Source organism: Pseudocitrobacter sp. CD920760, from assembly GCF_057782505.1.
Genome location: NZ_CM173490.1, coordinates 4,251,939 through 4,270,975 on the forward strand (window position 1 = coordinate 4,251,939; position 19,037 = coordinate 4,270,975).

Below are 19,037 nucleotides of genomic sequence, written 5' to 3' on the forward strand. Positions count from 1 at the left end.
CGGTGTCAGATGTTGCTTTTTACCGATTACGCCACAGGATGAAGGGAATAAAAAATATCGTTTTATAGCGAGTCTATGCAAAAATGATATACATTCACACCAGGAGCCTCTCATGCCCGCCGTCAACCTGCGTCACATTGAAATCTTCCATGCGGTAATGACCGCCGGTAACCTGACAGAAGCCGCGCGCCTGCTGCACACCTCGCAGCCCACGGTCAGCCGCGAACTGGCGCGCTTTGAAAAAGTGCTCGGTTTGAAGCTCTTTGAACGCAGCCGTGGCCGCTTACATCCTACCGTGCAGGGGCTGAGGCTGTTTGAAGAGGTACAACGCTCCTGGTACGGGCTCGATCGCATCGTCAGCGCGGCGGAAAGCCTGCGCGAGTTTCGCCAGGGCGAGCTGTCGATTGTGTGCCTGCCGGTCTTTTCACAATCCTTTTTACCGTTGCTGATCCAGCCTTTTCTGGCGCGCTACCCGGATGTCAGCCTGCAAATTGTGCCGCAGGAGTCGCCGTTGCTGGAGGAGTGGCTCTCGGCGCAGCGCCATGATTTAGGGCTGACGGAAACGCTGCACACGCCCGCAGGGACTGAACGCACGCCGCTACTGACGCTCAACGAAGTCTGCGTTCTGCCGCAGGATCACCCACTGACCGCAAAAAGCGTACTGACGCCGGAAGATTTTCAGGGCGAGAACTACATCAGCCTGTCGCGCACCGACAGCTATCGCCAGCTGCTGGATACATTATTCAACGAGCATCAGGTGAAACGGAGAATGGTGGTAGAAACCCACAGCGCGGCGTCAATTTGTGCGATGGTGCGGGCAGGCGCGGGAATTTCAGTGGTTAACCCGTTCACCGCGCTGGATTACGTTAATAGCGGTGTGGTGATCCGCCGTTTCAGTAAAGATGTGCCTTTTACCGTGAGCCTGATTCGCCCGCTCCACCGGCCCGGTTCGGCGCTGGTTGAGGCATTTACGCAGCATATGCAGGCAAACCTGGGCGTGATTACCGATACGTTGAATAAGGTTCTCGCGCCGTAAGGAGATGCCGGATGGCGGCAATCTTGTAGGCCCGGTAAGCGAAGCGTCACCGGGCATTAAGGCTCAGGAGAGCATGAAATCCACCGCATCAGCGGCGTGGATCGCCGCCGTATCGAACACCGGCAGCGGACTGAGTTCCGCAGGCACCAGCAGCCCAATTTCGGTGCAACCGAAAATCACGCCCTGCGCGCCCTGCGCTTTCAGTGCGGAAATCACCTCAAGATAATAGTCGCGTGACGCCTCGCTGAAGATGCCAAGGCACAGCTCATCAAAGATTATCTGGTTGATACGCGCGCGGTCGTCGCTGTCCGGAATCGGCGTGCTGATGGCAAATTCCTGTTGCAGACGGCCGCGATAGAAATCCTGTTCCATGGTGTAGCGCGTGCCCAGCAGCGCAACATTACTCATTCCGGCTTTCTGGATTGCGCGTCCGGTCGCATCGGCAATGTGCAGGAATGGCACAGTCACAGCGTGCTCAATTTGATCCGCCACTTTGTGCATGGTATTGGTACACAGCACAATCCCTTCCGCACCGGCCTGCTCCAGCCCTTTTGCCGCCTGCGCCAGAATGTCGCCCGCGCGCTGCCAGTCTCCGCTCGACTGACAGGCTTCAATCTCATGGAAATCAACGCTGTGCAGCAGTATTTGCGCCGAATGTAGCCCACCCAGACGCTGCTTTACGCCTTCATTGATCAGCCGATAATAGGGAATTGTCGATTCCCAGCTCATGCCGCCTAACAGACCAATCGTTTTCATTTTTATGCCTCGGTTTTTCGCGTGCCTTCCAGTGAAGCAAACTTGTGATCAACTTTCCACTTCTCCAGCAGCCGATTTCTTTTTCACGCATTCTGAGATAAGTTAAATGAAACATTGTTTCAACTTACTACAGGACTGCCTGATGTTTATTTTTCATAAAGAGACCACCCTTGAAGACCTGGGTAACGGCGTCACCCGTCGTATCCTCGCCCATGATGGCAAGATGATGGCGGTAGAGGTCAACTTTGAGCAAGGCGCCGTTGGCCCGCTGCATAACCACCCGCACGAGCAGTTGACCTACGTGCTTTCCGGTGAATTTGAGTTCACTATCGGCGACGAAAAACACGTCGTGCGCGCAGGCGACACGCTGTATAAAAAACCGGAAATTATGCACGGTTGTGTTTGCCTGCAAGCCGGTACGCTGCTGGATACCTTTACCCCGATGCGCCAGGATTTCCTCAAAGACTAATATTTTCACACCGCCAAAAGCCTTCGTTAAGCGAGGGCTTTTTTTTACTTCAAATAAGTAAGCATTAGCCTGTTAACCATTAATGGAACCACTAATTTCAGCCGGTTAGTGCGTGATTTCTCTTATCTACTTCCATACCACCTTAGTAGAAACACCACCCACCTCACTTAATTGAAACATCGTTTCGACTTCGATCACATTTCCATCATTAAACGCATGACGCGGAAACAAATAGCAATAAAATAAAATTAAAACGGTGTTTTACTAATCACGCGTTACAAAACGTCAGAGTTGAAACAGCAAAACGCCACCAATGGAATGAGTAGTAAAAAAGTCTTACACAACATTTATTTACAGGGAAGGATCGTATGACCGACACCAAGCTAACACCGTGAATTCCGCGCCCCGTGCCCCTCGTGTGGAGCGATGACCGAACCTCAATCCGTTTTACAAACTTGTTTGCCAGGTAGGTATCTATGAATGAAAACAGAATGCTGGGTTTGGCCTGGATTTCGCCCTATATCATTGGGTTGATAATCTTTACGGCCTTCCCGTTTGTGTCATCTTTCTTTCTCAGTTTTACTGAGTACGACTTGATGAGTCCGCCGGTATTTAACGGCATTGAGAACTATCGCTATATGTTTACCGAAGATACGCTCTTCTGGAAATCAATGGGCGTAACGTTCGCGTATGTATTTTTGACCATTCCGCTGAAGCTCGCTTTCGCCCTTGGCATTGCGTTTGTTCTGAACTTTAAATTACGCGGCATCGGGTTCTTCCGTACCGCTTATTATATTCCGTCCATTCTTGGCAGCTCCGTGGCCATCGCCGTGCTGTGGCGCGCCCTGTTTGCCATCGACGGCCTGCTGAACAGCTTCCTCGGCGTGTTCGGTTTTGATGCCATTAACTGGCTCGGCGAGCCGTCTCTGGCGCTGATGTCCGTTACGCTGCTGCGTGTCTGGCAGTTCGGTTCCGCGATGGTTATCTTCCTGGCCGCACTGCAAAACGTTCCGCAATCGCAGTACGAAGCCGCGATGATCGATGGCGCGTCTAAATGGCAGATGTTTATGAAAGTGACCGTGCCGCTGATTACGCCGGTTATCTTCTTCAACTTCATCATGCAAACCACCCAGGCGTTCCAGGAGTTTACCGGCCCGTACGTGATTACCGGCGGCGGCCCAACTTACTCCACGTACCTGTTCTCGCTCTACATCTACGACACCGCGTTTAAATACTTCGATATGGGTTATGGCGCAGCGCTGGCATGGGTTCTGTTCCTGGTCGTCGCGGTCTTCGCCGCCATCGCCTTTAAGTCTTCAAAATACTGGGTGTTCTACTCCGCCGATAAGGGAGGCAAAAATGGCTGATATTCAACAAATCGACGAAGCAAGAAGCATCGCTGAACGTGAGGTTGCCCGCACCCTGAGACGCGAGAAGATTAACGCCTGGATTCGCTATACCATCCTGCTGTTTGTCGGCCTGCTGATGCTTTACCCGCTGGCGTGGATGTTCTCGGCGTCGTTCAAACCGAACCACGAGATCTTCACCACCCTGGGTCTTTGGCCAGCAAACGCCACCTGGGAAGGGTTTATCAACGGCTGGAAAACTGGTACCGAATACAACTTCGGCCATTACATGCTAAACACCTTCAAGTATGTGATCCCGAAAGTAATTCTGACCATTATCTCTTCCACTATCGTGGCCTACGGCTTTGCCCGCTTCGAGATTCCGTGGAAGAAATTCTGGTTTGCCACGCTCATCACCACCATGCTGCTGCCGAGCACCGTACTGCTGATTCCTCAGTACCTGATGTTCCGTGAAATGGGCATGCTGAACAGCTACATGCCGCTGTATCTGCCGCTGGCATTCGCCACGCAGGGGTTCTTCGTCTTCATGCTGATTCAGTTCCTGCGCGGTGTACCGCGTGACATGGAAGAAGCGGCGCAGATTGACGGCTGTAACTCCTTCCAGGTGCTGTGGTACGTGGTGGTGCCGATTCTGAAACCGGCCATTATCTCCGTCGCACTGTTCCAGTTCATGTGGTCCATGAACGACTTTATCGGCCCGCTGATCTACGTCTACAGCGTCGATAAGTACCCGATTGCACTGGCACTGAAAATGTCCATCGACGTCACCGAAGGTGCGCCGTGGAACGAAATTCTGGCAATGGCGAGCATCTCCATTCTGCCATCCATCATTGTGTTCTTCCTGGCTCAACGCTACTTCGTACAGGGCGTGACCAGCAGCGGAATTAAAGGTTAAGAGGGATATATCATGGCTGAAGTGATTTTCAACAAACTGGAAAAAGTGTACTCCAACGGCTTCAAAGCGGTACATGGTATCGACCTTAAAATTGCTGAAGGCGAATTTATGGTGATCGTTGGCCCATCGGGCTGCGCCAAATCCACCACCCTGCGTATGCTGGCCGGGCTGGAAACCATCAGCGGTGGCGAAGTGCGCATCGGCGAGAAAGTGGTGAATAACCTCGCGCCGAAAGAGCGTGGCATTGCGATGGTGTTCCAGAACTACGCGCTTTATCCGCACATGACCGTGCGCGAGAACCTGGCGTTCGGCCTGAAGCTGAGCAAAATGCCGAAAGATCAAATCGACAGGCAGGTCGATGAAGCGGCGAAAATTCTTGAGCTGGATGAACTGCTGGACAGGCTGCCGCGCCAGCTCTCCGGCGGCCAGGCACAGCGTGTGGCCGTAGGCCGCGCGATTGTGAAAAAGCCAGACGTGTTCCTGTTCGATGAACCGCTCTCCAACCTTGACGCCAAACTGCGTGCATCGATGCGCATCCGTATTTCTGACCTGCATAAGCAGTTGAAGAAATCGGGCAAACCGGCGACCACCGTTTACGTCACCCACGATCAGACCGAAGCGATGACCATGGGCGACCGTATCTGCGTCATGAAGCTGGGTCACATCATGCAGGTCGATACGCCGGATAACCTCTACCACAAGCCGAAAAACATGTTCGTCGCGGGCTTTATCGGCGCACCGGAAATGAACATTCGCGCCAGCAAACTGGTGGATAAAGAGGGACACCTCTATCTGACCATCGGTGACGAGTTCCTGCCGCTGAGCAACGTGTTAGAGCAGAAACTGGCGGGCCATAAAAATGAAGATGTGTTCTACGGTATTCGCCCGGAATTCGTGTCGGTGGCGGACGAACCGTTTGCTGAAGGCGGCTGTACCGGCGAGATGGTTCGCGTTGAAAACATGGGCCATGAGTTCTTCGTTTACCTGAAAGTAGCCAACTACGAACTGACGGCGCGCATTCCATCGGATGAAGCTAAGCCAATGATTGATAAAGGGCTTAACCGTAAAGTGTACTTTAAGTTTGATATGAATAAGTGTCATATCTTTGACGCAAAAACAGAACAGAACCTCTCTCTTTAATGGAGTATTAAAATGAAAAAAGTGCTTTTAAGCGCAGCAATCTCCACCATTTTGGGGCTGACTGCTTTACCCTCAATGGCAAAAGATGTGGATTTACGTATGTCCTGGTGGGGCGGTAATGGCCGTCACCAGGTCACTCTGAAGGCGCTGGAAGAGTTCCATAAACAGAACCCTGACATCAACGTTAAAGCGGAATATACCGGCTGGGATGGTCACCTCTCCCGTCTGACCACCCAGATTGCGGGCGGTACCGAACCGGATGTGATGCAAACCAACTGGAACTGGTTGCCGATCTTCTCCAAAACGGGCGATGGCTTCTACGACCTGAATAAAATGAAAGATGTCATCGACCTGAGCCAGTTCGATGCCAAAGAGCTGCAAACCACCACGGTGAACGGCAAGCTGAACGGCATTCCGATTTCCGTGACCGCGCGCGTGTTCTACTTCAACGATGAAACGTGGAAAAAAGCCGGCGTGGAGTACCCGAAAACCTGGGACGCGCTGATGGAAGCGGGAAAAACCTTCGAAAGCAAACTGGGTAAGCAGTACTACCCGGTGGTGCTTGAGCATCAGGATACGCTGGCGCTGCTGAACTCGTATATGGTGCAGAAGTACAACACGGCCGCCATTGACGAACAGACCAAAAAACTGGCCTGGAGCAAAGACCAATGGAACGAGTTTTTCCAGATGTACAAAAAGCTCATCGACAGCCACGTGATGCCGGATACCAAGTACTACGCCTCTTTCGGTAAGAGCAACATGTACGAAATGAAACCGTGGATCCAGGGCGAATGGGGTGGAACCTACATGTGGAACTCCACCATCAACAAATATTCCGACAACCTGAAGCCGCCAGCAAAACTGGAGCTGGGTAACTATCCGATGCTGGAAGGCGCAACCGACGCGGGCCTGTTCTTCAAACCGGCGCAGATGCTCTCTATCGGTAAGTCGACGAAAAACCCGGAAGCGGCAGCGAAGTTGATCAACTTCCTGCTGAACAACAAAGAAGCGGTCGATACGCTGGGCCTGGAGCGCGGCGTGCCCCTGAGCAAGGCAGCGGTGAAATTCCTGACCGAAGACGGCATCATCAAAGAGGATGATCCGGCGGTATCCGGCCTGCGTCTGGCGCAGTCTCTGCCGACCAAACTGAGCGTGTCGCCGTACTTTGATGACCCGCAGATCGTCGCCCAGTTCGGCACCACGCTGCAATACATCGATTATGGTCAGAAATCCGTGGAAGAGGCTGCCACAGACTTCCAGCGCCAGGCGGAACGTATTCTGCGTCGCGCCATGCGTTAATCCCCACCGTGTCTCTCAATACCCTGGCGCTTCGGCGGCGGGGTATTTTTTTATCAGGAGCTGATTGATGAAAGGTAAAATCATCCCGCTAAATTTCCGTTCACAGCCGGACCACGAAACGGGGCATGAGGTTATTCGCCTGACGCCGCCGCATATTATTTGTCACCGCAACTACTTCTATCAAAAGTGCTTTACCCGCGATGGCAACAAACTCATTTTTGGCGGTGCGTTTGAAGGGCACTGGAATTACTACCTGCTGGACCTTGAAGCGCAGCACGCTACGCAGTTAACGGACGGCGAAGGCGATAACACCTTCGGCGGCTTCCTTTCCGCAGACGACCAGGCGCTATGGTATGTCAAAAACAGCCGCCAGCTAAGGCGCGTTGATCTCGATTCGCTGGAAGAGCAGGTGATTTACGAAGTCGATGACGCCTGGGTGGCCTATGGAACATGGGTCGCCAACAGCGACTGTACCCAGCTTGTCGGCATCGAAATCAAAAAAAGCGACTGGCAGCCGCTGACCGACTGGGGCAAATTCCGCGATTTCTACTTTACGCAGCCGGAGTGCCGCCTGATCAACATCGACCTGAAAACGGGTGCACAGCGCACTATTTTGCAGGAGAAGCGCTGGCTGGGGCATCCGATTTACCGCCCGTTTGATGATAATACCGTGGCGTTCTGCCACGAAGGCCCACGCGATGCGATCGATGCGCGCATGTGGCTCATCAATGCCGACGGATCTAACCTGCGCAAGGTTCGCCAGCATCAGCCTGGGGAAAGTTTTACCCATGAATTCTGGGTGCCGAATGGCTCCGCGCTTTATTACGTGGCGCATCAGGAGAATGCACCGCAGCGCTATTTATATCGCGCCGATCCGGCAACGCTTGAGAATACGCTGCTGATGGCGATCCCACCCTGCTCTCACCTGATGAGTAATCATGACGGCTCGCTCGTTGTGGGCGACGGTGCGCCGCATAACGGTAGTAACGATCCGTTTATCTGGGTGTTTGATATTCACAGCGGGGAGCAGAAAGCGGTCTGTCAGCATAACAGTAGCTGGAAGGTGCTGGACGGAGACCGCCAGGTGACGCATCCGCACCCTTCGTTTTCACCGGATAATCAATGGGTGCTGTATACATCGGATGTAGAGGGGATGCCGGCGCTGTATTTGGCGAAGGTGTAAACCCTCACCCTAACCCTCTCCCTCAGGGAGAGGGAACCGACTGTGCACAATTGTTACCTCTCGGCCTCCCAGTGGGTATAGTGCGCCGTTGCTACTTCTCCCTCTCCCTGTGGGAGTGTACGGTCCGGGGACATGGTAGACAGGTGTTCGGGGACATGGTGAACACTTTTTAACATCCTTTACCCATGGTGATCGACTTTTTCTTCAGGTCGATCACCCCCACTTTTGTACTGTACCACCACACTTCATAGCAGCCATCCTCCTGCGTCTCCTTCAGCCCGACCCGCTCTCCCCTGAACGCGTTGCCTGCCTTCAGACTGATACCTTTTATGCTCAGCTTCCCGCTGATATCGACCTTCCTCACCATCACCCCTTCATCATATTCCGGTGGCGTAATGCTGTCGCTGTACTGCCGCACAGACGGCTGATACCGCGAGGCCGGAACGGCCATACCCAGTGCTTCATGGGGCCGTTCAAGGTTATACACCGTACGCCAGTGGTCGAAAGCACGCTGCAGCTCACCGCTGTCTGTGAACCATTTACCCTGCAGCACTTCCGCCTTCAGGCTGCGGTGAAAACGTTCCAGCTTGCCCTGTGTCTGCGGATGATATGGCCGGGAATGCCCCACCCGGATGCCCTGGCGCATCAGCCACAACTCAAGTGCCGTCCAGGTACCGGTGTCGCCCCACGGCGAGCCGTTGTCCATCGTCATCCGGTCTGGCAGCCCGTAGCGTTCAAACACGCTGACCAGCTGCTGCTGCACGGTCTCACGGCGTTCATCGGTGCAGGGTGCCAGACACAGGGAGAAACGGGAGTGGTCATCCAGCAGGGTGAGCGGATGGCAGCGGCCCCCGCCGAAGGGGAAGTGACCCTTAAAATCCATCTGCCAGAGCCGGTTCGGCGCGTCATGTTCGAAGCGCCCTGTGGCCGGAATGCCCGGAGCCGTGCCCGGTAGCAGACCGTGACGGGCCATCAGGTTATGGACGGTGCTGAAGGCGGGCATACGGTGTCCCTGGTCTTCGAGCCAGCGCTTTATCTTGCGGGCGCCCCAGCGCTCATGACGGGCATGGGCGATGCGCAGCAGGTCAGTGATGTCGTCGGGCGAGCGGTTGGGAGAATAATGAGGCGTTCGGGGACGGTCCAGAAGACCGGATGTGCCTTCCTCAGCCCAGCGGCGAAGCCACTTGTAGCCAGTGGCGGGAGAAATGCCGTAGTGACGGCAGAGGGAACGGATGTTCGCCCCCTCTTGCGAGGCGAACAGAACAAACTCGGAACGTAATGACATGGTATCTCTCGCATCCCAGGGCATAAGCGACTCCATAAACGGGTTCTTATGCCTTAGTTGTAAGTGTCTACCATGTCCCCGAACAAGTGTTCACTATGTCCCCGGACTGTACAGGGAGAGGGCCGGGGTGAGGGCATCAGCGCGCACTCACCCCAACTGTCCTTCACACCCCAATATCGCGCAGCTTCTCTCCTGCCATCAGTTTGCGTTCGATATGCTCCAGCGTGACATTTTTGGTTTCCGGTATCAGCCAGAACGTGATGCCGATAAAGGCAATATTCAGTCCGGTATAGAGCCAGAACGTACCTGCCGCGCCGATGCTGTCGAGCAGCGTCAGGAAGGTCGCGCCGATAATCATATTGGAGACCCAGTTGGTTGTGGTGGAACAGGTAATACCAAAGTCGCGGCATTTCAGCGGCTGAATTTCAGAACACAGGATCCATACCACCGGCGCGGCACTCATTGCGTAACCGGCGATGCACATCATGGTCATGCCAACCGACAACCATGAAAGCCCGCTTCCCGCCGTGCCGTTATCGAACTGCATCAGGCAGTAGCCCAGCACCAGCGTACCCAGCGCCATCACGCTAAAACCAATCTTCAGCGCCGGTTTACGCCCGGCTTTATCCACCATAAAGATGGCGATAAAGGTGGCAAACATAAAGGTCAACCCGACGACCAGCGTCGCCAGCATCTGCTGTTCCGTGGTGGTGAAACCCGCCATTTTGAAGATGCGCGGCGCGTAATACATGATGATGTTCATCCCGGTAAACTGCTGCATCGCCTGCAATAGCATACCGAGGAACACCGCGCGGCGTACGTTACGGTTAGCTTTAAACAGCTTCCAGCCGCCCTGCTTCAGCTTCAGGCTTTCGCGAATTTCATTCAGCTCTTCACGCGCTTTTTCAGAGGTATCGCGCAGCATACGCAACACTTCTTCCGCTTCGATATGCCGCCCTTTCTCCGCCAGCCAGCGTGGGCTGTTCGGCAGGAAGACCACCAGCACAATCAGGATCAACGCCGGCAACGCCAGCACGCCAAGCATCGCGCGCCAGTTACCGGTGTAGCTGAATGCGGTATCCGAGAGGAACGCCAGCACAATGCCCAGGGTGACCATCAACTGATACATGCTGATCATCTTACCGCGCACGTTTTCGCTCGCCATTTCAGAGAGATAAAGCGGTGCAGTGTAAGAGGCAATCCCCACCGCGACGCCCAACAGCACACGCGCCGCAATCAGAATTTCCACGCTGCTGGCCAGCGCAGAGCCCAGCGACCCCAGCACGAACAGTACCGCCGCCGCCATCAGGCTGTATTTACGCCCAAGCCGGAAAGAGAGCCAGCCGTTAAACAGCGCACCCAGCGCCGCGCCGAGCATCATGCTGCTGACCACCCACTCCTGCAAACGGCTGCTCAGGGCAAAGTGGTCAGTGATAAAGGGCAGCGCCCCGGCAATCACCCCAATATCTAAACCAAACAACAGACCGGCAACCGCCGCAGAAACGGAGACAAACAGATTCATTCGCCGCGTATCGCGCAGCGAGCGTGGAGACACAACTGAATCACTATTTAAGGTAACCATCTTTTCCTGCCTGCACTGTATAAAACATTCCCTGAACATACGGGATTTCTATAGAAATACGTCAGGCGGTTCATCGCGTAGATATGGATTAAATAGCTGCACATATCGGTTATGTGATGGACATTACAATTTTAAAATTGGCGCGTATTTCATCAATTATTTTTAATTTGCTGTTTTTAAATAAATTTATTATTAATGATTTCAATATGGAAATAATCACATGGATAAATCAATTTATGCGATATGGATTGATGTGATTAACAGGCAAAAAAAACCCTGCCGCGAAGCAGGGTTCTTACCGCTAGCCCGAAATTAGCGAGCCAGCCAACCGCCATCCACCGCGACGGTGTAGCCATTGATGTAATCGGATGCGCTGGAAGCCAGGAAAACAATCGGCCCCATCAGATCGCTCGGCAGACCCCAACGACCTGCCGGGATACGGTCGAGGATCGCCGCACTACGCTCTTCATCCGCACGCAGTTGCTGGGTGTTGTTGGTCGCCATGTAGCCCGGCGCGATAGCGTTAACGTTGATGTTATGTTTCGCCCACTCGTTGGCCATCAGGCGAGTTACGCCCATCACGCCGCTTTTAGATGCGGTGTAAGACGGCACGCGGATCCCGCCCTGGAAGGAGAGCATGGAAGCGATATTGATAATTTTGCCGCCTTTGCCCTGCGCGATGAAGTGTTTCGCCGCCGCCTGAGACATAAAGAACACGCTCTTGATGTTCAGGTTCATCACGTCGTCCCAGTCTTTTTCGCTGAAGTCGATAGCATCTTCACGACGAATCAGACCGGCGTTGTTGACCAGGATATCGATATGGCCGAATTCCGCTACCGCACGATCAAGCAGCGCCGGAATGCCGTCGATGGAACGCAGATCGGCAGTCAGGCTCAGGAAGCGACGACCCAGCGCGGTGACGCGCTCGATGGTCTCAGCCGGCTCAACGATGTTGATACCCACGATGTCGCAGCCCGCTTCCGCGAGGCCAACCGCCATACCCTGGCCCAGGCCGGTATCACAACCGGTGACGACGGCAACTTTACCCTGTAACGAGAATGCATCTAAAATCATGTTAAATTCCTTATTGATTGCGCCTGTTCGCGACAGGCATTATTTCTTTTGCTGCCCGCGACTTAGCGCAGATCCTTAACCGCCACGTGATCCATGTCATCAAAGACCTGGTTCTCGCCAACCATTCCCCAGATGAAGGTATACGCTTTAGTACCCACACCAGAGTGAATAGACCAGCTCGGCGAAATCACTGCCTGTTCGTTATGCATCACGATGTGACGCGTTTCCTGCGGCTGCCCCATCATATGGAACACGCAGGCGTCCTCATCCATATTGAAGTAGAAGTACACTTCCATACGGCGCTCGTGGGTGTGGCACGGCATGGTGTTCCACAGATTTCCCGGCGCGAGTTCAGTCAGCCCCATGCTAAGCTGGCAGGTTTCCAGCACATCAGGCACAAAGTATTTATTGATGGTGCGGCGGTTGCTGGTGAGGTTATCGCCCAGCGTGACCGGAGAAACGTCATCCGGCGTGACTTTTTTGGTCGGATAAGTGGTGTGGGCCGGTGCGCAGTTATAGTAGAACTTCGCCGGTTTCGCCGTATCGACGCTGGCGAAGACCACTTCTTTTGCCCCTTTCCCGACATACAGCGCATCGCGATGGCCGATTTCATAACATTTACCGTCAACGGTAATGGTGCCTGCGCCGCCGATGTTGATAACGCCCAGCTCACGACGCTCCAGGAAGTAGCTCACGCCCAGTTGTTTGCCCACTTCACCGCCCACGGAAACGGTTTTCGCCACCGGCATAATGCCGCCGACAATGATGCGGTCGATGTGGCTGTACACCATGGTGTACTCATCCGCGACAAAGACTTGCTCAACGAGAAATTCGTTGCGCAGGCCCTGCGTATCCAGCGTTTTTGCATGTTCACTATGAATGCTTTGTCTTACGTCCACCGAATGCCTCCAGAAAATCTGTTGTTCTTTATTAAGCGACCTGAAACAGGGTTCCGCTTTGTCAATGAGGTCATCTTATCGCTGATGAAATGGGTTTTCAATTACAATTAAAACGTTGTTTCACTTTTTCTGCATGATATTACTGAAAATGCAGAAGGGATCACGAATATGCCTCCCCTTATCACCCGAGATAAAATAAAGTCTTTCTAATTCAGTAAAATAGAAACATTGAGAATTAACTGAAATGTGAGAAATATCCGTCAGAAAACAAAGTTCATTTATGGAGACATCGTGTTGGACAACGTCCTCTGGATTGAATTTACTGCCTTTTCGTACAAAATGCGCTCACCATCACAAACAATGAAACGACGTTTTGATAAATTATCACTACATTTTTAAAACGACATCCACATCGGCCGGTGAGCGTTACGCCACCATTGCTTGAGAAAAAGGAGTGCAACATGGCTAAAGGTATGCGGGTAAAACTGAACTATGAGGTCAGCCGCGATCCAGACACAGGCGCGGAAGTCACCCGCTTAACCCCACCAGAAGTCACCTGTCATCGTAACTACTTCTATCAGAAGTGCTTTTTCAATGATGGCAGCCACCTGCTGTTCGCGGGTGAGTTCGACGGCCACTGGAACTACTACCTGCTGGATGTCGCCAATGCAGAAGCGGTGCAATTAACGGAAGGTGAAGGCGATAACACTTTCGGCGGTTTTCTCTCGCCGGATGACAAATCGCTCTACTACGTGAAAAACGATCGCACCCTGCTGGAAGTGAACCTGAAAACGTTGGTGGAACGGGAAGTGTATCGCGTGCCGGACGAATGGGTCGGCTACGGTACCTGGGTTTCCAACAGCGACTGTACCAAACTGGTGGGCATTGAGATTGCCAAAAGTGACTGGACGCCGCTCAACAGCTGGCAGCTGTTCCACGACTTCTTCCATAAAGGCCCACACTGCCGCCTGCTGCGCGTTGACCTGCAAACCGGTGAAAGCTCAGTTATTCACGAAGAGAAAAACTGGCTCGGCCACCCCATTTACCGCCCGTTCGATGATAATACCGTCGCGTTCTGCCACGAAGGCCCGCACGATCTGGTCGATGCCCGTATGTGGCTGGTAAACGAAGACGGCAGCAACGTGCGCAAAGTCAAAGAGCATGCGGAAGGCGAAAGCTGCACCCATGAATTCTGGGTACCGAACGGTTCGGCGCTGGTGTATGTCTCTTATCTGAAGGGCAAGCAGGGTCGCACTATTTATCGTTACAACCCGGACACCGGCGTCAACGAAGCGCTGATGCAGATGCCGGCCTGTTCGCATCTGATGAGCAACTTCGACGGTACGCTGCTGGTCGGTGATGGATCTGGTACGCCGGTCGATGTGAAAGACACCAGCGGCTACACCATTGACAACGATCCCTATTTATACGGTTTCGACGTGGCGAAAAAAGCGTACTTCCGCATCGCGCGTCATGACACCTCCTGGGCGACGGTGCAAAACAGCCGCCAGGTCACGCATCCGCACCCTTCTTTCCTGCCACACGATGGCGCGGTGCTGTTCAGCTCCGACAAAGACGGGAAACCGGCGCTTTATATCACCAAACTCCCGGCGCAGCGTGATTTCATTCAGGCCTGAATGGCTGAATATGAAGTATGAGTGAATGAGTGTTTGATATATACAAAATCATTCAAGTTGCATCAAGGCGGCAAGCGAGCGAATCCCCAGGAGCGTACATAAGTACGTGACTGGGGTGAGTGAACGCAGCCAACGCAGAGGCAGCTTGAAGGATGACGTATATAGTGTTTCTGTAACTGGCCTTGCCCTCCTTTGTGGAGGGCCTTTTTTTTATCTGCCGTTTATATTAGAAATATGATTACAGGAAAAAAAGAAAACAGAAAAACCCGGCTAACTACGCCGGGTTAATAACGAGGTGGAAGAATTAATTAGAAGGTATACGCCACACCGACACGGAAACGCGTCTGGCGATCGTTACGGTCATTCACACCCACGTTACCCACTTCGCCATACGGCGCCCAGTTTTTATCCCAACGGTAAGCCAGCTTAACGTTATATTCCTGAGAATATGGTTTGTTATTATTACGCGCGGTACCTTCGGTGCTGCGCGCATAAACATAGTTCAGCTCGGTACGCCAGTCACCGAACACATAACCCGCCCAGGCATCGCCACGGTTGACTTTGTCATCATCTTTACCGGCATTAGAAGGATAGCGCGTGTAATCATAACGATAACGCGCGGCGACATAAAAACCACTGTCGAAGCTGTATTGAACACGCAGGTTCGGTTTGTAAATAGAGCGGCTATCATTACTTTCAATATTGAATCCCGGCGTTACCGAGAAATTCTTATTGGCTTTCCACTGCCAGCTAATCGTCTCTTCGTGACCATTACCAATAAAATCCGCATACGGCTTATCGGTATTATCACCACCCGATTTCCATTTTGCTTCGACAGAGAAACCAAAGCCATTTGCAAATCGATGAGAAACAGAAACGCGGTCAGCGTTAGATTTATCTGTTTTACCACCATCAATGAATTCATGACGTAAATCGACAGTTACCGCTGATGCAGCAAAAGATGCTCCACACAATACAGCCAGGGCCAGAGTTTTTTTAAACATTTGCTATCCCTCAATTGAAATCATGTTTCGTTTTTATGGAATTGCATTTTATTTTTTTAACTCATGTGTTTTAGTGATCAGGATCGTAATTATTTGTTTCAAAAAATACGGCACGAAATGGCGTGATCGGCTTCAATAAAAAAATGTCAAAACACCATAAATATGAGATATAAGTCACATGCAATTCATTTTTCACACATAATCCGCTAAAACACACCTTTTAAATAGCCGATAAAAATCAATAAGTTATGAATGCAGTGAAAAATAAAATAACCATGGTTATTTTATTTCATCAAATAATAAGGATTTTATTAATGTGCTTTTTATAGAATTAACGCAACGCAAAACATTACAAACGACGACAAAAGTGTAAGCAAAAAGCTTTTCGTTACGTCATTTGTATTAGCGTTAATAGTGAGGGGGATAAAGAGGGATTAACTCAGGGTAATCTTAACGCTACCGGGGATTTTAGTAGCGTTGTAAGAGATTATGCAGCAGGCAAATCACGTTCCACGGCCAGCGCCACGCCCTGACCGCCGCCAATGCACAGCGTCGCCAGGCCTTTACGGGCATCGCGTTTCATCATTTCGTGAACCAGAGACACCAGAATACGGCAGCCGGAAGCGCCAATAGGGTGACCCAGGGCGATAGCGCCGCCGTTCACATTCACTTTCTGCTCATCCCACTCCAGCATCTTGCCGACAGAAATCGCCTGCGCGGCAAACGCTTCGTTGGCTTCGATAAGATCAACATCGTTCAGTTGCCAGCCCGCACGCTCCAGGCAACGGCGGGTGGCGTACACCGGAGCAATCCCCATCAGCGCGGGATCGACACCGACGCTCGCAAACGCGCGGATGCGCGCCAGGATCGGTAAATTCAGCTCCAGCGCTTTGCTTTCACTCATCATTAACACCGCCGCAGCGCCATCGTTGATCGACGACGCATTCCCGGCGGTGACGGAACCCAACTGATCGAATGCGGGAGAAAGCCGCGCCAGGCCTTCCGCACTGGGATCGGTTTGCGGCTGTTCATCGGTTTCGACACGCAACGCTTCACCGTTCGGCTGCGCATTCACTACCGGGACGATTTCAGCACGAAAGCGTCCGGAATCAATCGCCTTGCGCGCCTTATGCTGGGAACTCAGCGCCCAGGCATCTTGTTGTTCACGGCTGATGCCATATTCGCGTGCCAGATTCTCCGCCGTCACGCCCATATGATAATCGTTAAACGCGTCCCACAATCCGTCGTGCACCAGGCTATCAATCAGCTGACTGTTACCCAACTGCGCGCCGGTGCGGCTGTCGGTTAGAACATGCGGCGCGCGGCTCATGTTCTCCTGGCCGCCCGCGATCACCACATCCGCTTCACCGCACTGAATAGCCTGCGTCGCCAAATGCAGCGCTTTCAGACCCGAGCCGCAGACGTCATTGATGGTGATGGCTGAAACGGTATTGGGCAGGCCGCCTTTAATCGCCGACTGCCGGGCAGGGTTTTGCCCGGTGCCCGCCGTCAGCACCTGACCAATAATCACTTCATCAATAACATGCGGCTCAATCCCGCTGCGTTCAACCAGCGCGTTGATCACCAGGCTGCCCAGCTCGACAGCCGAATGGCGGGAGAGCGCCCCCTGGAAGCAGCCGATGGGTGTACGGACTGCACCTACGATAACGACATCTTTCATCTCTACCTCAGCGCAAAATAACCCGGCTATAGTAGATGATTGTTATCAACTTTTATCGTAATTGTTTAAAAAAAGTGAGATTTATCACAAAGGTTTTCCGTCAGGCTGACACCTGTTGCAGATACGCTTTGACCCAGCTTCCGGCCGCGCCCGGCGGCGCGCTTTTGTTCCACAGCAAATCGATAGAGACAGCGATCGGCCAGCCGGGAAGCGTCAGCATCGTTAACGGTGCGGAGCAGGAAAACTCCTCCACCAGCGCACAGGGCAGCACGCACCAGCCGAATCCCTGTGCGGCCATGCTCATCAACATCAGATAGTTAGGCGCAGACCACACCGGGCCGCGCGCAGGCGTGGGCCGATTTTCAAGATAGGTATTCAGCCGCAGCTCACGCCAGGTATGCAGTTGATCCCACTCGACGCTGGGCTGCGCGGTTAACGGATGATCGAGGGAAACGTAAATAGCCATATGCGTCTGCATCGGCAGGCGAGTATGGCCAATATCGGTAGGATAACTTTCCCGCGCCTCAATCAGCCCCACCTGCGCGCGGCCTTTTTGCAGCAAATCGATAACATCATCGTCCTCACCCACCAGACATTCGAATTCTGTGTGCGGAAAACGCCGATCGAACTGCACCATCAGCTCCTCCAGCACATCCGGGTGGAGCGTATCGGACAATACAAATGCCAGCCGCGCTTCCGTTTCGCTGCTCAGGGCCACCGCCAGTTCATCCAGCCGCTCGCTGGCGGCCAGAATCGCCTGCACGTAGCTCAACACGCGCTGACCTTCGGCCGTCAGTACCGGCTGGCGTGATGTGCGATCGAACAACGTCACACCGAGATCGGCCTCAAGATTGGCAATGGCGGTACTGATGGTGGACTGGCTTTTTCGTAAGCGCCGCGCGGCAGCGGAAAACGAACCACTGTCGACGGTTTCAACAAATGCGGTAAGGGCTTCGGGAGAATAGCGCATGATCTATCTACTTTATCGATGGAATCTATCTTTTACTTATCATATTTATCCATAAAATGCCCAGCAATACAGAGAACAAATTGAGGTAATATCACCATGCAAAACGACAACCTTCACCGCAGAAAGCTGCCGGAACGCATTTTCCACGCCGTGTGCTTTGAGGGCATCGCCACGGCGATCCTCGCCCCGACCGCCGCGTACCTGATGCAACGTTCGGTGCTCGAAATGGGTGGGTTAACCATCATCCTCGCCACCACGGCGATGGTGTGGAATATCATTTATAACGCCATTTTTGACCGCCTGTGGCCGGTGACGCGCGTCACCCGTACGGCGAAAATCCGCGCCTTCCACGCGTTGGGATTTGAGTGTGGCTTTATTGTGATTGGGGTGAGCATTGTGTCGGCGGTGCTGGGCGTAACCCTGATGCAGGCACTCACGCTGGAGATTGGTTTCTTCCTGTTCTTCCTGCCATACACCATGCTCTATAACTGGGTGTACGACATGCTGCGCGAGCGCGTAATGAAGCGCCGTGTGCAACGGGCGTTGGCCCGGAGCTGACCGCTCTGCCGGATGGCGCTGCGCTTATCCGGCCTACAGGACATGCAGCTCCCTCGCATCCCGCAACACCCCGCACAATCCGTAGGCCGGATAAGGCATCGCCGCCATCCGGCAATGCTGCTCCCAGACCATCAATAGTATTCATAACCACCACGAATCATAATTATGGTAAATTACGCTCCATTTTGTATGTTCCATGGTT

Annotated in this window: 17 protein-coding genes; 9 read left to right on the top strand and 8 right to left on the bottom strand. The window is 53.1% G+C overall.

The annotated features are described in order from the left end of the window. Positions 1–112: 112 nt before the first annotated feature. The gene (locus AC1MKH_RS19880) at positions 113–1,036 is read left to right on the top strand and encodes a LysR family transcriptional regulator (protein ID WP_276224503.1); all 924 of its coding nucleotides are present in this window, start codon (positions 113–115) and stop codon (positions 1,034–1,036) included. 63 nt (positions 1,037–1,099) lie between these two features. Here AC1MKH_RS19880 and AC1MKH_RS19885 read toward each other — a convergent pair whose 3' ends face one another. Then, positions 1,100–1,792, bottom strand: a complete 693-nt coding sequence (locus tag AC1MKH_RS19885; RefSeq protein WP_276224505.1) for an aspartate/glutamate racemase — start codon at positions 1,790–1,792, stop codon at positions 1,100–1,102. A gap of 142 nt (positions 1,793–1,934) precedes the next feature. On the opposite strand from AC1MKH_RS19885, the gene AC1MKH_RS19890 reads away from it, so the two are divergent. The 6 genes from AC1MKH_RS19890 to AC1MKH_RS19915 all read left to right on the top strand — a co-directional run bounded on the left by AC1MKH_RS19890 (position 1,935) and on the right by AC1MKH_RS19915 (position 8,145). After that, the gene (locus AC1MKH_RS19890; protein WP_276224507.1) at positions 1,935–2,261 is read left to right on the top strand and encodes a cupin domain-containing protein; all 327 of its coding nucleotides are present in this window, start codon (positions 1,935–1,937) and stop codon (positions 2,259–2,261) included. 476 nt (positions 2,262–2,737) lie between these two features. Then, positions 2,738–3,628 (top strand): carbohydrate ABC transporter permease, encoded by an 891-nt coding sequence (locus AC1MKH_RS19895; protein ID WP_108475941.1) that lies wholly within the window; start codon positions 2,738–2,740, stop codon positions 3,626–3,628. Next, entirely contained in the window at positions 3,621–4,523 is a 903-nt protein-coding gene (locus AC1MKH_RS19900; RefSeq protein ID WP_276224509.1) for a carbohydrate ABC transporter permease, read from the top strand. The genes AC1MKH_RS19895 and AC1MKH_RS19900 overlap by 8 nt, the downstream gene beginning before the upstream one ends. A 12-nt stretch (positions 4,524–4,535) precedes the next feature. Then, positions 4,536–5,663: an ABC transporter ATP-binding protein gene (locus tag AC1MKH_RS19905; RefSeq protein ID WP_276224511.1), complete on the top strand. Its 1,128-nt coding sequence runs from the start codon at positions 4,536–4,538 to the stop codon at positions 5,661–5,663. A gap of 12 nt (positions 5,664–5,675) precedes the next feature. Next, a complete protein-coding gene (locus tag AC1MKH_RS19910; protein WP_276224513.1) occupies positions 5,676–6,962 on the top strand; it encodes an ABC transporter substrate-binding protein in 1,287 nt (428 codons plus the stop codon). 67 nt (positions 6,963–7,029) lie between these two features. Then, positions 7,030–8,145, top strand: coding sequence for an oligogalacturonate lyase family protein (locus AC1MKH_RS19915; protein ID WP_276224515.1), 1,116 nt, complete (start codon positions 7,030–7,032; stop codon positions 8,143–8,145). Positions 8,146–8,314: 169 nt separating this feature from the next. On the opposite strand, the gene AC1MKH_RS19920 is transcribed toward AC1MKH_RS19915, so the two are convergent. From AC1MKH_RS19920 to kduI, 4 genes are all read right to left on the bottom strand, one after another. After that, entirely contained in the window at positions 8,315–9,454 is a 1,140-nt protein-coding gene (locus tag AC1MKH_RS19920; protein ID WP_442961959.1) for an IS481 family transposase, read from the bottom strand. Between the two features lie 139 nt (positions 9,455–9,593). Further along, entirely contained in the window at positions 9,594–11,012 is a 1,419-nt protein-coding gene (araE, locus tag AC1MKH_RS19925) for an arabinose-proton symporter AraE (protein WP_276224566.1), read from the bottom strand. Positions 11,013–11,324: 312 nt separating this feature from the next. Further along, the gene (gene kduD, locus AC1MKH_RS19930; RefSeq protein WP_015963173.1) at positions 11,325–12,086 is read right to left on the bottom strand and encodes a 2-dehydro-3-deoxy-D-gluconate 5-dehydrogenase KduD; all 762 of its coding nucleotides are present in this window, start codon (positions 12,084–12,086) and stop codon (positions 11,325–11,327) included. Between the two features lie 62 nt (positions 12,087–12,148). Beyond that, positions 12,149–12,985, bottom strand: a complete 837-nt coding sequence (kduI, locus tag AC1MKH_RS19935) for a 5-dehydro-4-deoxy-D-glucuronate isomerase (protein ID WP_108475934.1) — start codon at positions 12,983–12,985, stop codon at positions 12,149–12,151. A 461-nt stretch (positions 12,986–13,446) separates the two neighbouring features. On the opposite strand from kduI, the gene AC1MKH_RS19940 reads away from it, so the two are divergent. Further along, positions 13,447–14,622: an oligogalacturonate lyase family protein gene (locus tag AC1MKH_RS19940; protein ID WP_276224565.1), complete on the top strand. Its 1,176-nt coding sequence runs from the start codon at positions 13,447–13,449 to the stop codon at positions 14,620–14,622. Positions 14,623–14,930: 308 nt separating this feature from the next. Here AC1MKH_RS19940 and AC1MKH_RS19945 read toward each other — a convergent pair whose 3' ends face one another. From AC1MKH_RS19945 to AC1MKH_RS19955, 3 genes are all read right to left on the bottom strand, one after another. Next, the gene (locus AC1MKH_RS19945; RefSeq protein WP_231826343.1) at positions 14,931–15,626 is read right to left on the bottom strand and encodes an oligogalacturonate-specific porin KdgM family protein; all 696 of its coding nucleotides are present in this window, start codon (positions 15,624–15,626) and stop codon (positions 14,931–14,933) included. Positions 15,627–16,113: 487 nt separating this feature from the next. Beyond that, a complete protein-coding gene (locus AC1MKH_RS19950) occupies positions 16,114–17,307 on the bottom strand; it encodes an acetyl-CoA C-acetyltransferase (RefSeq protein WP_276224564.1) in 1,194 nt (397 codons plus the stop codon). Positions 17,308–17,407: 100 nt separating this feature from the next. Continuing rightward, on the bottom strand, positions 17,408–18,277 hold the full coding sequence (locus AC1MKH_RS19955) for a LysR family transcriptional regulator (protein WP_276224563.1): 870 nt from the start codon (positions 18,275–18,277) through the stop codon (positions 17,408–17,410). Positions 18,278–18,373: 96 nt separating this feature from the next. Between AC1MKH_RS19955 and AC1MKH_RS19960 the strand changes: the two genes are divergently transcribed. Further along, entirely contained in the window at positions 18,374–18,835 is a 462-nt protein-coding gene (locus AC1MKH_RS19960) for a multidrug/biocide efflux PACE transporter (RefSeq protein WP_276224562.1), read from the top strand. Positions 18,836–19,037: the final 202 nt, after the last annotated feature.

Excerpts from the sequence above, each read along its gene's own strand:
- AC1MKH_RS19910 (WP_276224513.1), top strand. The coding sequence starts at position 5,676 with ATGAAAAAAGTGCTTTTAAGCGCAGCAATCTCCACCATTTTGGGGCTG.
- AC1MKH_RS19955 (WP_276224563.1), bottom strand. The coding sequence starts at position 18,277 with ATGCGCTATTCTCCCGAAGCCCTTACCGCATTTGTTGAAACCGTCGAC.
- AC1MKH_RS19895 (WP_108475941.1), top strand. The coding sequence starts at position 2,738 with ATGAATGAAAACAGAATGCTGGGTTTGGCCTGGATTTCGCCCTATATC.
- AC1MKH_RS19920 (WP_442961959.1), bottom strand. The coding sequence starts at position 9,454 with ATGCCCTGGGATGCGAGAGATACCATGTCATTACGTTCCGAGTTTGTT.
- AC1MKH_RS19950 (WP_276224564.1), bottom strand. The coding sequence starts at position 17,307 with ATGAAAGATGTCGTTATCGTAGGTGCAGTCCGTACACCCATCGGCTGC.
- AC1MKH_RS19945 (WP_231826343.1), bottom strand. The coding sequence starts at position 15,626 with ATGTTTAAAAAAACTCTGGCCCTGGCTGTATTGTGTGGAGCATCTTTT.
- AC1MKH_RS19960 (WP_276224562.1), top strand. The coding sequence starts at position 18,374 with ATGCAAAACGACAACCTTCACCGCAGAAAGCTGCCGGAACGCATTTTC.
- AC1MKH_RS19940 (WP_276224565.1), top strand. The coding sequence starts at position 13,447 with ATGGCTAAAGGTATGCGGGTAAAACTGAACTATGAGGTCAGCCGCGAT.
- AC1MKH_RS19905 (WP_276224511.1), top strand. The coding sequence starts at position 4,536 with ATGGCTGAAGTGATTTTCAACAAACTGGAAAAAGTGTACTCCAACGGC.
- AC1MKH_RS19890 (WP_276224507.1), top strand. The coding sequence starts at position 1,935 with ATGTTTATTTTTCATAAAGAGACCACCCTTGAAGACCTGGGTAACGGC.
- araE (WP_276224566.1), bottom strand. The coding sequence starts at position 11,012 with ATGGTTACCTTAAATAGTGATTCAGTTGTGTCTCCACGCTCGCTGCGC.
- AC1MKH_RS19900 (WP_276224509.1), top strand. The coding sequence starts at position 3,621 with ATGGCTGATATTCAACAAATCGACGAAGCAAGAAGCATCGCTGAACGT.
- AC1MKH_RS19880 (WP_276224503.1), top strand. The coding sequence starts at position 113 with ATGCCCGCCGTCAACCTGCGTCACATTGAAATCTTCCATGCGGTAATG.
- kduD (WP_015963173.1), bottom strand. The coding sequence starts at position 12,086 with ATGATTTTAGATGCATTCTCGTTACAGGGTAAAGTTGCCGTCGTCACC.
- AC1MKH_RS19885 (WP_276224505.1), bottom strand. The coding sequence starts at position 1,792 with ATGAAAACGATTGGTCTGTTAGGCGGCATGAGCTGGGAATCGACAATT.
- AC1MKH_RS19915 (WP_276224515.1), top strand. The coding sequence starts at position 7,030 with ATGAAAGGTAAAATCATCCCGCTAAATTTCCGTTCACAGCCGGACCAC.